12 protein-coding genes are annotated in these 14,356 nt (G+C 45.0%); 4 read left to right on the top strand and 8 right to left on the bottom strand.

The features are described from left to right. Window positions 1-22: 22 nt before the first annotated feature. Both AC5JPO_RS02210 and AC5JPO_RS02205 read right to left on the bottom strand, forming a co-directional pair. Window positions 23-586 carry a hypoxanthine-guanine phosphoribosyltransferase gene (locus AC5JPO_RS02210; protein ID WP_319051655.1) on the bottom strand — a complete coding sequence of 188 codons (564 nt, stop codon included), beginning with the start codon at window positions 584-586 and terminating at the stop codon, window positions 23-25. 102 nt (window positions 587-688) lie between these two features. Then, the gene (locus AC5JPO_RS02205; RefSeq protein WP_493853158.1) at window positions 689-1,357 is read right to left on the bottom strand and encodes a hypothetical protein; all 669 of its coding nucleotides are present in this window, start codon (window positions 1,355-1,357) and stop codon (window positions 689-691) included. Between the two features lie 298 nt (window positions 1,358-1,655). On the opposite strand from AC5JPO_RS02205, the gene AC5JPO_RS02200 reads away from it, so the two are divergent. The 3 genes from AC5JPO_RS02200 (at window position 1,656) to AC5JPO_RS02190 (ending at window position 4,842) form a co-directional block, all read left to right on the top strand. After that, complete coding sequence (locus AC5JPO_RS02200; RefSeq protein ID WP_493853157.1) at window positions 1,656-3,338, top strand: carbon starvation CstA family protein; 1,683 nt, start codon at window positions 1,656-1,658, stop codon at window positions 3,336-3,338. Between the two features lie 115 nt (window positions 3,339-3,453). Beyond that, the gene (locus tag AC5JPO_RS02195; RefSeq protein WP_493853156.1) at window positions 3,454-3,747 is read left to right on the top strand and encodes a cory-CC-star protein; all 294 of its coding nucleotides are present in this window, start codon (window positions 3,454-3,456) and stop codon (window positions 3,745-3,747) included. Window positions 3,748-3,798: 51 nt separating this feature from the next. After that, window positions 3,799-4,842, top strand: a complete 1,044-nt coding sequence (locus AC5JPO_RS02190; protein WP_493853155.1) for an ArsA family ATPase — start codon at window positions 3,799-3,801, stop codon at window positions 4,840-4,842. A gap of 48 nt (window positions 4,843-4,890) precedes the next feature. On the opposite strand, the gene AC5JPO_RS02185 is transcribed toward AC5JPO_RS02190, so the two are convergent. The 3 genes from AC5JPO_RS02185 to AC5JPO_RS02175 form a co-directional block, all read right to left on the bottom strand. Further along, window positions 4,891-6,372 carry a DUF3482 domain-containing protein gene (locus AC5JPO_RS02185; RefSeq protein WP_493854003.1) on the bottom strand — a complete coding sequence of 494 codons (1,482 nt, stop codon included), beginning with the start codon at window positions 6,370-6,372 and terminating at the stop codon, window positions 4,891-4,893. Window positions 6,373-6,700: 328 nt separating this feature from the next. Then, window positions 6,701-7,675, bottom strand: a complete 975-nt coding sequence (locus tag AC5JPO_RS02180; protein ID WP_493853154.1) for a sterol desaturase family protein — start codon at window positions 7,673-7,675, stop codon at window positions 6,701-6,703. Window positions 7,676-7,780: 105 nt separating this feature from the next. Then, window positions 7,781-9,163: a DUF2868 domain-containing protein gene (locus AC5JPO_RS02175; RefSeq protein WP_493853153.1), complete on the bottom strand. Its 1,383-nt coding sequence runs from the start codon at window positions 9,161-9,163 to the stop codon at window positions 7,781-7,783. A gap of 158 nt (window positions 9,164-9,321) precedes the next feature. Between AC5JPO_RS02175 and AC5JPO_RS02170 the strand changes: the two genes are divergently transcribed. Then, on the top strand, window positions 9,322-10,071 hold the full coding sequence (locus AC5JPO_RS02170) for an SDR family oxidoreductase (RefSeq protein WP_493853152.1): 750 nt from the start codon (window positions 9,322-9,324) through the stop codon (window positions 10,069-10,071). 53 nt (window positions 10,072-10,124) lie between these two features. Here the strand turns inward: AC5JPO_RS02170 and AC5JPO_RS02165 are convergent, their stop codons facing one another. The 3 genes from AC5JPO_RS02165 to AC5JPO_RS02155 form a co-directional block, all read right to left on the bottom strand. Continuing rightward, a complete protein-coding gene (locus AC5JPO_RS02165; protein ID WP_493853151.1) occupies window positions 10,125-11,651 on the bottom strand; it encodes a bifunctional 2-methylcitrate dehydratase/aconitate hydratase in 1,527 nt (508 codons plus the stop codon). 144 nt (window positions 11,652-11,795) lie between these two features. Beyond that, the gene (locus AC5JPO_RS02160) at window positions 11,796-12,422 is read right to left on the bottom strand and encodes a GNAT family N-acetyltransferase (RefSeq protein ID WP_493853150.1); all 627 of its coding nucleotides are present in this window, start codon (window positions 12,420-12,422) and stop codon (window positions 11,796-11,798) included. Between the two features lie 71 nt (window positions 12,423-12,493). After that, complete coding sequence (locus AC5JPO_RS02155; RefSeq protein WP_493853149.1) at window positions 12,494-14,347, bottom strand: ABC transporter ATP-binding protein; 1,854 nt, start codon at window positions 14,345-14,347, stop codon at window positions 12,494-12,496. Window positions 14,348-14,356: the final 9 nt, after the last annotated feature.

Genomic DNA, 14,356 nt, shown 5'->3' with positions numbered 1-14,356 from the left:
AGCCTTTTGAGGAGTATAAGACTTAAACTTTATCTTCTTTGATAGCATAAATACCGGGTAGGTGACGCAAGTAACCGTGGAAATCCATACCACAGCCATATACATAGCGATCCGCCACGTTGATACCTACAAAATCAACATCAAAATCTGCAACTTTACGCTCGTGTTCTTTGTTTAATAGTACACAGCACTCAAGCGATAAAGGTTTTTCTTTACTTAGCTCTTCGACAACGGCTTTCAGGGTAATACCTTCGTCAAAAATATCATCAATCAATAATACGTGCTCGCCTTCAATGCTCACGTCAGGCTTGAATTTCCAGTCGAGGTCATTAGTACCTTCGTTGTCACGATAACGCGTCGCATGGATATAGTGCATACGATGATAGAACGTCAGGTGGGTAAGTAACTGGCCAGCTGGAATCAATCCGCCATTCATAACAACCATTACAATTGGGTTCAGACCAGCGTAGTGTAGATTAAGCTGAGCGGCTAGGCGCTCATAAGCAGCGGCTACTTCGATACTGCTGATAAGGCACTCTGAGTTGCGTAATGTTTTTTCGATTTCTTGGTTACTGATTTGGGTCATCGGGTGCGCCTTTGGTAAAAAGTGCCGCTTATTTTAGCAAATTTTGGTGAATTTGCCCAACGTCATAAAGCGTTTAGGACAAAATTAATCTAACTTTTAAGGTTATTCTGGCTTTTCTACAATAAATGGACGGTAATAATTCGCTAAACGGTTGAGCGAGTCATTGGGTAGATCGGGTAATAGCTTGTTGAGAGCCATATTCATACCCTTATCAATTGCAGATTTGGCAACTGGTACTGACTTACGCTTGATCATACCGAGCTTCAAGGTTTCAGCATAACGAGTTACAAAATGAGTTAGCGTGGCGTCGTTCATCGTTTCTAGTGCTGTCTTGAACTTGGCTCTATCGACGTGCTCCGGTGTGATAGCAGCAAACCCTTCGACGATGGTTTTTGCATTTGCTTCAGACAGCTTGAAGCCTACCCGTTTGGCACCTTCATTATCGATAAATGTCGCATGATCTCTCAAAAAATGAAAGCTCGGTAATACTTCTTCGTTATTTTCTTTACCCAATAAGATATTGAGTAGGGTATCGGTAGTACTCTCAATCGTTCCAACGATTTTACGCATAGAAGCTTGACGCTCAGGGTTTGGAATAATCTCTACCAAACCGATTAATAAATTGTCCGTCAAGTCACGAGCAGTCTGGTGTGTAAGCGCATCGCGGTAAGGATAGTATTCCACGTGTTCATCTGAAGCAACGACTTGTTCGGCCTCGCTGATTAATGTTTTTAATTTATCTGAAGGGTGGAATCCAAAATAATGTGCCATTGCGCTTCCTTTATTTGTTGTTTTTCATCTCTTACATACGTTACATTTGTCGTGAAATCGGTTACTATTCAACCAGAATTTTAAATAAAGACTCACCACACTATATGCTACTTAGTGACGTGCTCTAATTGTAAAATGCAAGATTGTATTGATATTGGTCTTTCGACATTCCTACGATTTATCCGACTATGGGTGAGATGAGTCACTCACCGCACACTAATTTAGCATATTTTTTATATTTTGATTTAAAAAGCTTGAACTTATACGGCTACCTACTACTTGTCTAGGGAGAGATGAGATGAATAGTGCTATTGTACTTCTATTCGGCGTTGCTGCCATGCTGTGCGGCTACGTATTTTACTCAAAATTCATTGCTACTAAGATATTGGCATTGGATAACAGCCGTCCCACGCCAGCACACACTATGAAAGATGGGGTCGACTATGTCCCAACCAACAAGTATGTGCTTTGGGGACATCATTTTACATCGGTAGCAGGCGCTGCACCGATTATCGGTCCTGCGATTGCTGTCATTTGGGGCTGGGTGCCAGCCGTTATTTGGGTAGTATTTGGCACCATTTTTATGGCTGGTGTGCATGATATGTCAGCCATTTGGGCAAGTATGCGCAATAGAGGCCAGTCGATCGGCTCTATTGCTGGTACGGTTATGGGCACGCGTGTCCGTAGTCTGATGATGGTTGTGATTTTCTTGCTATTGCTGATGGTTAATGCCGTATTTGGTGTGGCTATTGCAAACATGATGATCAAAACCCCATCTGCTGTACTGCCAGTTTGGGGAGCCTTGGTAGTTGCGCTTATCATTGGTCAGTGTATTTATCGCTACAAAATGAATCTCGTCTGGGTATCTATCATTGGTGTCAGTGCACTATACGGTCTGATCTATCTTGGTCCTATGTTCCCGATTGTATTGCCTGAGACGGTCTTTGGACTGCCTGATAATGCGGTCTGGATTATTATTCTGTTCAGCTATGCAGCTATCGCCTCGTTATTACCTGTATGGATGCTGCTTCAGCCTCGTGATTACATCAACGGCTTGCAGTTGTTTGTCGGTTTGATTCTATTGTATGCCGCTATTTTTATTGGTACGCCAGACATCGTGGCACCAGCAATAAATACATCATTGCCCGTTGATACACCGTCACTTATGCCGCTATTGTTTGTGACCATTGCTTGTGGTGCGATATCAGGATTCCATGGTCTGGTCGCGACAGGGACGACGTCTAAGCAGATCGATAAAGAAGAAGACGCGCGTTTTGTTGGTTATTTTGGCGCATTGGGTGAGGGCATGTTAGCGCTTGGTGCCATTCTAGCAGCAACGGCAGGCTTTGCGACACTTGGAGATTGGCAAGCGGTCTATCAAAAATTTGGCGACGGTTCTATCGGTGCCTTTATTGATGGCGGTGCGACTATTTTGAATGCTGGTGTTGGTATCGATATGGTGTTATCACAGACGATGCTTACGGTTATGGCAGCATTGTTTGCAGGTACGACCATGGATACTGGCGTACGCTTACAACGTTATATTTTCCAAGAGTTTGGTGAATTTTATAATTTACCAATACTGAATAAAAGCGTCGTAGCGACGTTGCTTGCTGTTGGCAGCTGTTTGCTATTAGCCTTTGGTGCTGGTGGTATTGATGGTGCTGGTGGCATGATTATTTGGCCATTATTTGGTACGACCAACCAGCTCATGGCAGCCTTGACCTTAATGATTGTAACGGTCATTTTACTACGCAAAGGCAAGCCAGTCTGGTACACCTTAGCACCGTTGTCGTTCCTGTTGGTTATGACTGTATTTGCATTGCTAATTCAGTTAAAAACCTTCTTTACTGATGGAAATTGGCTACTGATCATCATGGATATTATTATCTTGATCGCTACGGTCTTAGTGACGTTTGAGAGTCTATCCGTACTCCGTAAAGAGTGGTCGATACATAAAGGTAAAGGCGGAGAAATTTAAGCCTTTAGCTGTCTAATATATTTAACAAACAAAAACGCTAGCAGCAATTGCTGGCGTTTTTTGTATCATATAGGCATGATAGATAACAATAAATGGGAAAAGGGGCGAGTATATTATGGAAAATAAAAATATCCTAGCAGATACCAAAAGTGTCCAACCATGGTGGCAACGGTTTGCTGCTGGTCTAAATGAGTTTTATCATGCGCCTTATCGACAGACGATGGCACGAGCTGCCCGTGATGAAGAAGATTTTTTTATGCTGCTCATGTTTGCTGAGAGTTTAGGCATTGATAATCCTGCCAGCTTTTATACATTAGAGTTGCAACCGTTATTTTTAGAGAATTTTCATGAGTGGCATACACGTATGGGCATGGATAGATGTCCATTTGATCATGTTGGTTGCTGCTAATGGTCTGCTAGGTAGAAAAAAATAAAACAGTTTGAAAAATGAGATAGAGATATGGCATTACATCCCTTACATGGATTCGTAGAACAGCTAGCGACACAACCTATTATATTTATCGGTGGCAAGGGCGGAGTAGGCAAAACCACCACTGCGGCTGCACTTGCCAGCTATTACGCAAGCCAACAGCAAAAAACCTTGATTGTTTCAACCGACCCTGCACACAGTTTGGGTGATGTCTTAAATACCCGTTTAAAGAACGAAAAAACAGTCATCTCTCCCTACCTAGATGCCATCGAGCTAGATCCTGATATTATCGTCGACGAGCACTTTGCCCAAGTTGAACGTACGATTAAGTCCTATGCCAATCCAGATATGATGCCCAAAATTCGTGAGCATTTGAGACTGTCAAAGTCAGCACCTGGTGCTCAAGAAGCGGCGATGCTCGAATCGATGTGTCAGCATTTGGTTGCGGCCGCGAGTGCGGGTTATGAGCATATTATATTTGATACGGCCCCAACGGGACATACCTTAAGATTATTGGTACTACCAGAGATGATGGGGGCATGGACAGATGGTCTACTAGCGCAGCAGCGCAGACAGGCCAAGCTGCGCTCAGTGGCGACGCATTTGGACAGTCATAATCAGAAAAATAATCAAAAGAGCCATCAAACCGACAACCTCACAAAAGAGGTGCCAAACCCATTTGCAGCAAAAAAGTCTGATCGCTGGGAGCAAGCGGTATCAGTACTAGAGAAGCGCAAGCAGTTGTTTCGACAGGCAGGGTTGCTACTACATGACCGCGCCCAAACCGCAATTGTGTTGGTTATGACTGCGGATGTTCTGCCATTGGCAGAGACTAAGCGAGCTATTGAACAACTAGAAGAGAGTAAGCTCACACCAGCCGCAATTGTCATCAATCAGCTGATAACGCCCACTCAATCGGATGAGTTTTGGCGCCGCCGTGCTGAACGTCAACAGCAATTGATGCAAGATATCGAAAGTAACTTTTCTAAGTATCCCTTGTATCCGATTTATCTACAGCAGACAGACGTACGCGGCACAGAGGCATTAAGTGCTTTATTGGAAGCACAAAACTAGCGGCACAAAACTAATGTAGCCCTATTAGGTTTTGCTTACTGTGTATAGTTACGATTCGCGCTTATACGATTGCAGCTTACCTGATAGTGACCATGCCATGTCTGCACGCAGCAGTTGCGCTTGTTCGGACTTGCTACTGCTAAGCGATGACCATTGCGGTTTGCCGCGAGCTTTCTTTAGCTCACTTGGCAGTTTATGTGCGGGCCATACGGTAATAGATTGACTCTCTTCATTATCATCATTATTATTTAACGATGTCTCAAGGCTATCTTTTTCGCCTTTGTATAACAGTTGAGTGGCGTCTGTCGCCGCATGACCGCGATGGCGCAGGGCAGTGAGTAAGTCTATCGCTCGGGTCGCAAGCAATGTCAATGTCGCAGGATCGATATATAAGCGTTTTACCCCTGTGATCCTATCAGCAATACTACTGGTGTTAGACAATAACCCGCCTGCGATACCACCTATCGCAGCACCTAAACCCAATGTCGTGCCAAGCGCCGCTGCATCAATACCTAACCCTAGTAGCGCACCTGCTGCGGCACCAGACGTAGTGCGGATACCGTAGCTCTTGAGCAATTCAGGATCGAATGGGTCTTGTTGGTAGGCTTGCAGCTCAAGTGGGGTTGCTGCCACGGCATTATCATAGAATTTATAAAGATTAAGGAGGTTGTGCTGCATCGCACGCTCACTTTGTCTAACCGCTTCTTGCATTTGGGCCAATATAGGCATCGGGTCATCGTCTTCATTGATCTCACGTACGAATGCAGCAACATTCAATAAAAAATCCGCAATGATAATGTTCGCCTCATCATATAGCTGCGCCCAGTCCTCAGTCCGGCGCTGCATCAATTGCTCAAGCATCTCAGAGTGAGTGAGCATGGTGGCAAGATTAGTCCACAAACGCATCTCGTCCTCAAACTCAAACGCAACGGAATCAAAACGTGTGGAGATATGTAGATTGCGTCTTGCCAGCATGGTCTGCCAGCCATCAATATTGGCATCTTGACTGTCGGTAAAGTTAAAAACGGGCATGACAGGAATAGCTGCCCAAGATAAAATAGCCAGCTCGTCTTTATATTTACCCAATACAGGCTCGCGCGCATCTACCACATAGATGGCCATATCACTTGCTAGCAGCTGACGAATCACTTTGGCTTCTTGGCTATAATCATAAGGCAAGTCGTAGCCATCCGCACCTTGAGCAACATCGGCAGCCAAAAATTGCTGCAAGCGCTCAATACCATCACGGCGACTGGCAGTATTATCCTCTAACCAGTCCATCAGTCCCGATGCATCCTCTAGACCTGGCGTGTCGTATAATGCTACCAGTATCTCACCCGTTTTGCTGTCTGTCAGGCTTGCTTGTTCCACATGACGTGTGGTTGCTGCTTCGTTTTTGACCTCACCAAAATACACATCACGCAATAAGGTACGCAGTATGGAGGTCTTGCCAGTATTGGTATGACCAACCACTACTAATTTTAGTGCTTCGCCATTAGCGATGGTTTTCTTTGTCATGTTCTTGGTCATAGCTGGTGCTGTTGTTTCATTTGATACCGGTTGATGGTCATCAGTCAGCTTTGGCTGATCGACTGCCGCTTGCAAGCTATCGGGGCTGTTATTGAGATTGTCATGGTGATCCGTGTCACGAGGTAACGCCTTGTCTGCAAAGAGACCAACAGGCTTATGGTTTTCGTGATTATCTTTTTTATTATCATTATTCATAATTGCGTCTTATCGTTATTGATGACCAAAATATAGTAGATATATACAATAGTCATGCATTGTAAAACAAATCTTATTGGGTGTCGGTTATGCATACGTATTATTGCTTCGATACATTGCCGTTATAAATAACCTATGAGATTGCACTAGGCGGACGTAGTAGTACTTTGAGTTTTTTCTTAAACCCTTTAGCACGAAAAAACCGTTGCCACATGCGGTAAAAAACGCCAAATATTAGGCTAATGATATTGTCATGACTAGCTTCACCGACTGCACCATATTTGACAGGGTTATCACTCATATCTTCTTCTACATAGGTACCAAACCAACGATCAAAAATAATAAGAACGCCGCCGTAGTTTTGGTCAATATATTCGTTGTTGGTGCCATGATGGGCACGGTGGTTAGATGGTGTGTCAAAGATATACTCAATCCATTTTGGAAATTTCCCAACTGTCTCAGTATGGATAAAGAACTGATAAATCAAATCTAGAGCATAAAAGAAAAATACCCATACCGGGTGAACGCCCAACAACATCAGCGGAACAAAAAACAACCACCAGCCCGTCACTGAGTACAGCAAACTCTGGCGCATGGCAGTCGATAAATTCATATTATCATCTGAATGATGTACGACATGCGCCGACCAAAACCAATTCATACGATGTGATGCACGGTGAAACCAATAATAGCTAAATTCAACAGCGACAAATATAGGGATGGCAGTCAGCCATGTCACCTCGATGGTGAACAATCGATACTGATACAACCACAGACAAATAGGCAGCACAATCAGTGCTTGGACAATCAGCTCAAACCCTAAATAGGAACCACCCAAACTAAAATTGGTCATCGCACGGCGCCAGCTAAAGTGCTTACCGTTACCACGCCTAGATTGATAGAACCACTCCGCCAAAAACAATAAGAAAAAGGGACCGCCAGCCAGCGGCAACAACCACTCTTGCCAGTGTGCAGGTAAGATACTTGCCAGCATTGGCTGCCATGATTCTGGTGAGGCCATTAGTATGCTTTGGTTTAGCGCCTCTCTATAATCGTCTAATACCTGACCATACTGACCGAGCGTCAAGAGAGTATTGTCTGCTGCCATATTGGGCTCCTAGCCACTATAAAACATCCTTGTTATCTCAATGACTGTTATCGCTAATTTTTAGCGGGTCATGAGAGGTATAACCAGTGATCTATCATACTTGTGTTATGTTGTTTTAGTAACGTCAACTAAGCCAATGTTTCGCGCAGAGAGTGCGGTTTGCCACTGCTGATAGCGAACGGCTCGTTTGTCTATGGGCACATCGTTAGATGTCAGATTAGCATCCGTAACTGGTTGAGCGTCACCGAGTAGCTGTACAATCAGTCCATCTGTTGCATGAGTGGCGATTTGGTCAAGCTTGCGTAGCGTACCGCGATCAGGCAACGCCTTGCTATGAATACCCAGTAATACTTGTACTGGATGCTTATCCAAGTAGTCTTTGAGACGTGCCATGTCCTCACGATCATCCACAATACCAAAATTCTCAATACCTTCTGATTTTTCAAGACCTGACTGCCACCATTTTTGCTGATCTGAAGGATATTCGAGTAGGGCAACCAGTTTCTTGCCAGCACTCACCGCCGCTTTAGGTGCGATAGGGGCAGGTGTTTCTGTAAAGTCGTCGGCATCAACCACATGGCGCTGCCAAAAATTGATTATCTTTTGATAATACGGCTGCTTGATGTCTAAACGCATTTTTTTGCGGCGGAACATCAAGGCACAAAACGCCCATGCTATCGCGCGCGGCACAATACCGTACATAAGCAAACTACCCACTAGTAGACCTGCCCATTGCCGTGCGACAGACAGTGGCATGGCGTCTGTCACAAGGCGGCTTTGGGCAATGGCAGTACTATCTGGTACATCGAACCCAACCATACTGGGCAGCCAGCCGAGGATTTGAGTCAAGCTTACTAGCGCCTGATCAGAGAGTAGCGTCGACTCCCAGCTAAAGCTATACTGGCGCACAATCAACAAAAATATAATTGCAAGCAGCATACCCGTCAATGTTGCAAGCCACAACTGATGGCTAAATCTGCCCAAATACCAGCGCATACCGCTATGCTGCAACTGCCGTTCATACAGATCGACGGCCGCCTTGGTCACATCGTCCTTACCGCGTATAAGGTAGCTTGGACTGACAAAGCTGGCAAACCAACTGGGTGCTTGTTGGTCTCGATTGATGAGTGTCATGACAAGCCAACCGCCAAGCATAATAGTGTGGAACCCAAGCAAGCAGACCAGTACATAAAAGAAATTCACGACGTTGGACTGCAAGAGGGTAAATAATCCCAAAAATCCCGAGAGGCACCACACCACACTCATGACAATCATAATGCCTTTTATGCGACCATCAATTTTACCAAGTACCCGAGCGAGCGCCCCATTGCTATCGATACGGGATGCGCGTCTGTGCAGTTTTTGGATAGGTGTGCCACTCTCACCCTGTAGTTTTTCAGTAATAAGTAACGGGTCAGTAGCAAACACATGCTGATCGCTCTCTAAGGCACGTACTAGTTCGGTCAATTGGTCTTGAGGTGATAGCATAAGGCGCTGATATCCGTATAAAAACATCAATATAAAAATAAGATACAACAAAACGTCGGTTTAATCGCTAGCAATTATTGTAGCGTATATTGACTATAGTAAACCCTCATAAAATCAGCCAAAATAAATAAAGACTTATAAACAAGGAAAAGTATCATATGAATGACAAAGTTTACCTGATTATCGGTGGTACAGGCGGTATTGGTCAAGCGATGGTTCAGCAGTTGGTGCAAGCCAATAACAGCCATGGTGTACAAATATTTGCCACTTATCATCGCACTGAGCCGAATGTTGAAACAGAAAACCTGCACTGGCTGCCGATGGATATCAGCGATGAGGACAGCATCGAAAAAGCGGCTGATACCATCAAGCAGACAGTCGGTCATATAGATTGGGTCATCAACTGCGTGGGGTTATTGCATACAGATACCGCGCAGCCAGAGAAAGCGCTGCGACAAATGGATACCGAGTTTTTTTTGCAAAATATGCAAATCAATGCGTTAGCCGGGTTACTTATAGCCAAGCACATCAAGCCATTGTTCGCCAAAGCTGAACGTAGTGCTGAGCATCCAGCGATTTTTGCGACCATATCGGCCCGTGTTGGCAGTATTACTGACAATCAGCTCGGCGGTTGGTATAGCTATAGAATGAGTAAGGCGGCACTCAATATGGGTATGAAAAATCTAAGTATCGAATGGGGCAGGTCACTAAAAGACGTGTGCGTGGTTGTCATGCAACCAGGCACTGTAGACACCCAGCTCTCCGCGCCGTTCCAAGGCAATGTCGCTGAAGGACATCTGTTCTCACCAGCGTATAGCGCGGAGTGCTTGTTAGATGTGCTATCAGGTATGACAGCCGCTCAATCAGGCAGTTTTGTCGATTGGGCGGGAGAGTCGATACCTTGGTAGCAGGTATATTCGCTAAATAAGACCATAAAAGATGCGCCGTTAATCAGCCATAGTTAGTAAGCCATGAATAAGTCCATAAACTCATTTACCGGTGTTTGCGTAAGCTTTTCTTGATCGTCACACAATTCAATGATCTGCTGACAACGGCTGTCGACAAAGCGAGTTGCCAGACTGGCACGGAATTTTGCCTCTAATACAGGAATGCCTTCGGCGCGTCGGCGTTTATGACCGATAGGATATTCAATGGCAACTTTTTCTGTGCTGCTACCATCTGCAAAAAATATTTGAATGGCATTGGCGATAGAGCGCTTACTGGGATCATGATAGTCCTTTGAGTACTGTACGTTTTCTTCTACTACCATTTTGCCGCGTAGCTCATCAATGGATAGATGCTCCTCGTGATAGTCGTTCTCGTAGTGCTCCGCCATTAGATCACCTGTCAATAATGGCACGGCTACCATATATTGTAAGCAGTGATCGCGATCGGCTGGGTTGGCAAGCGCGCCTTCTTTCGAGATGATGCGAATCGCTGAGTCATGCGTGGTCAAAACGATTTTTTCGATATCATCCACTCGGCCTTTGACATGTGGATGCAAAATGACCGCTGCTTCACAAGCGGTCTGGGCGTGAAATTCAGCAGGAAAGCTTATTTTGAATAAAATATTTTCCATCACGTAACTGCCAAAATCACGCTGAAAGGTAAAACGGCGCTCGTCTTGGGGCTTTGTGGCCAGATCCTGATTGGTATGGCTGAATAGCACATCATAAAATCCCCACTGCGGTGCAGTTAATGCGCCTGGGATACCCATCTCGCCGCGCGCGGTGATATCTACTAGGCGTACTGCACGACTGGTTGCATCACCGGCTGCCCATGATTTTCGGCTACCAGCGTTGGGGGCATGGCGATAGGTGCGCAGTGCCTGACCATCAACGAGGGCTTGCGAGATGGCTGCCATGATGCGCTCACGGGGTAGCTGGTAGAGTTTGGCAACTACCGCAGTGGAAGCCAGTTTGACCAAAAACACATGATCCAGGCCCACACGGTTGAATGAGTTTTCAAGTGCGAGTACGCCTTGAATTTCATGCGCCATGATCATCGCCTCAAGCACAGTTTTCATTGTGAGCGGCGCTTGTCCTTGGCTGATATTTTTTTGACTAATATAGTCCGCGACTGCCAAGATACCACCTAAATTATCGGAAGGATGGCCCCATTCAGCAGCGAGCCACGTATCGTTATAGTCAAGCCAGCGTACGATACAGCCGATATCAAAAGCGGCTTTGATTGGGTCTAGCCGATAAGACGTACCAGGAACGCGCGCGCCATGCGGTGTTATTTGGTCGGGGCAATTAGGGCCTAAGTGCTTGGTACACTCAGGAAAGCGCAGCGCCAGTAGGCCACAGCCGATAGTGTCCATCAGGCAGTGACGTGCAGTGTTCCATGCCTCAGCAGCGTTTGGTGACTCGTCATCTATTGAATAATTAAGCACATAATCGGCAATTTTTTGGATTTCAACGTCGTATTCCGGACGGACGTTGCTCTCTACCGTCGCGTTTTTTGTATTTGAATGGTCGTTTGACATGGTTGTGTCCTCTTCCTTGAGTGTGCCGCTTTATTAACCAATGATTCTGGTTATCCTTTTAAAGCCATCGCCATTTAAAAGTAGCACACTCAATATGGAACAACCAATTTGAATTGTGTTAAAAATTAAGACATTATCAGCCGTTTAAATCATGAGATACAGTAACCCTAAAATAAATAGCGCCGCTATAATAAATAGCAGAAAACTCAAAACTTTGGTCGTGGTTGATGCGGTATCCGTGCTCTCTTTTTTGATTTTGTTTTTCTTAGCAACATATAGCACCATTTTGACATGTTCGATATTGTCCTCGAGATAATGCTCGCCTTCGGGTACAAAGCCCAAAGACTCATAAAAACTTAGCAAGTAAACCTGTGCCGAGATGATAATCGGGCGTTTTTTGCCATATTTTTTACGGCAGTGGGCAATGGCTTGTGTCATCATCTGCCGTGCTAGACCATCACCTCTATGCTCGGACAGTACGAGCACCCTACCAATGGCTGGCATAGTAGTGTGGTTGGTTTTGATGGCAGGATCAGCGACCGATAAATTTGATTTTAGTTTATTAAATTCGGGCGGAATAATGCGGCAATAGCCTACTAACGCTACGTTTTGATGGGCAATAAGGTGCAAGCAATCAAAATCGACCTCATCCATATCTTGATAGGCGCAGTTTTGTTCGACGACAAAGACCTGAGAGCGTGCTTTTAGGATATGATAAAGATCAACTGAGGTCAGCTCGTCAAAGGTTTTTAGAGAAAATTCACAATTCATAATGGTCTAGCTTCTGGCAATAGGCGGTAAAATAGGGGCATTATAACGATTTAGACAGGCATTCACCATGCCTAACCATTGAGGGTTTGGCTAATCTTATCTAAGTTTAGGCTATCAGACATGGCGCTAAAGATCTCAAAATACTTACCGCGCTGAGCATAGAGCGCTTCGTGCGTACCTGTCTCAACCACTTCACCATTTTCTATCACGACCAAATCATCGGCATCGATGATTTGAGCAATATTGTGTGAGACCATGATGACGGTACGGTCTTTTTTGATGAGATCTAAGCTTTTTTTGACCTGTTGACTGGCGATAGCGTCGAGACTGGCCGTCGGCTCATCCAAAAACACAATAGGCGGATCTTTTAAAAACATCCTTGCCAGCGCGATACGCTGCTGTTGACCACCTGATAGGGACTTGGCAGTGCTCTCATAGCCATCAGCTAACCCTATAATTTGCTCGTGTATAGAGGCTTTTTTTGCAGCCACGATAATTTCATCTTCGCTGGCATTCATATTGCCATAGCGGATATTTTCACTAATCGTCCCTGAAAAAATATGATTGCTCTGTAGTACTAAACCGATGCGCTGACGCAGCTCATGGGTATCACAGTCAGCCAAATCATGCCCATCTAGACAGATCGTGCCAGCGTCTGGGGCGTAGAACTTGACTAGCAGATTAATAATGGTGCTTTTGCCAGCACCTGAGAGACCAACCAGTGCCGTGATACGGTTGGGCTTGATAGTAAAGCTGACGTCCTTTAGCGCTTGTGTGCCATTTGGATAAGTGAAATCGACGTTCTTGAGTTCAATATGGCCTTTGAGGTTTTCGCTACTGATACCAGCAATGTTTTCGACTTGTTTATCGTCTTCTAAAATATCAAAAAACCCTTCGGCATAGGTCAATGCATTATTGATCTGGTCGTAGATACGGTGCAATTGACGGATAGGGGCGGCAACATTTTGAAACAGCATGACATGAAACAAAATCATGCCAATGGTCATCTCACCTTGTAGCACAAAATAAGCAGTGAGCAAGATGATAACTACCACACCAATCTGTTCGATAAAGGTTTTAATGGCGTCATAAACAAAGCCGATACTGCGAATGCGCAGCTGGTTGTCGGTCATTTCCTTTTGAATGGTTAAGTGCTTTTCAGCCTCAATGGACTCACGGACAAAAGATTTCACCACACTGATCGAATTAATCAAAGAAATCACCAAACCGCTTTTGGCTTCTCGAAACCCGCGCATCTGCCGACGAAATCCTTGCAGACGCTTGGCTTGTTTTTGGCTGATAAAGAAGTAAATGGGTATGATAACAAGGCCAACCATGCCAACCCAAAAATTGGTCGAGAACATGATGATAAGTGCCACAATCGCATTGGCAAATAGCGGTAGCATATCGATAAAGAAGTTTTGCACCAAGCTGGTAAGACTGTTAACACCATAGTCAATACGGGTTTGCAGTTTGCCACTGTCGTTCTCACTACTGGTATAAAATGCCATTCGATAGGTGAGGATGCGCTCAATGATTTTTTGCGACAAATCGCGCGACAAGTTAATACGAATTTTTTCACCAAAAAACCGCTGACCAAAAGAGATAAATATCGACAATATCTCTTTGGTCAAAAGCACCGCACTGATAATCCCGAGCATACGCAGACCTGCCTGCCACGGCTCGGAAAGCGTGGCAATTTCGGTCAGCGTATCCACGGTATAACGCAGCACAAATGCATTGACCTGTGCGGTAAAAGAGCCAAGGACTGTCAGTGCTAATGTGGCAATGATAAGCAGGCGGTAGGGTGCAGCAAATACCGCCAGTTTTTTGAGGATATCCCATAGTAGCGCCCGCCGCTCTTTCTTTTCCACGGGCGGTTTTTTATCTAATTGCACACGGCGAGGCTGGGGAGATGTCGGCATAACACTCTA

This window comes from Psychrobacter sp. H25 (genome assembly GCF_059076335.1).
Note: the sequence above shows the minus strand (reverse complement) of the source record. Positions and strands in the feature narration are given on the sequence as shown.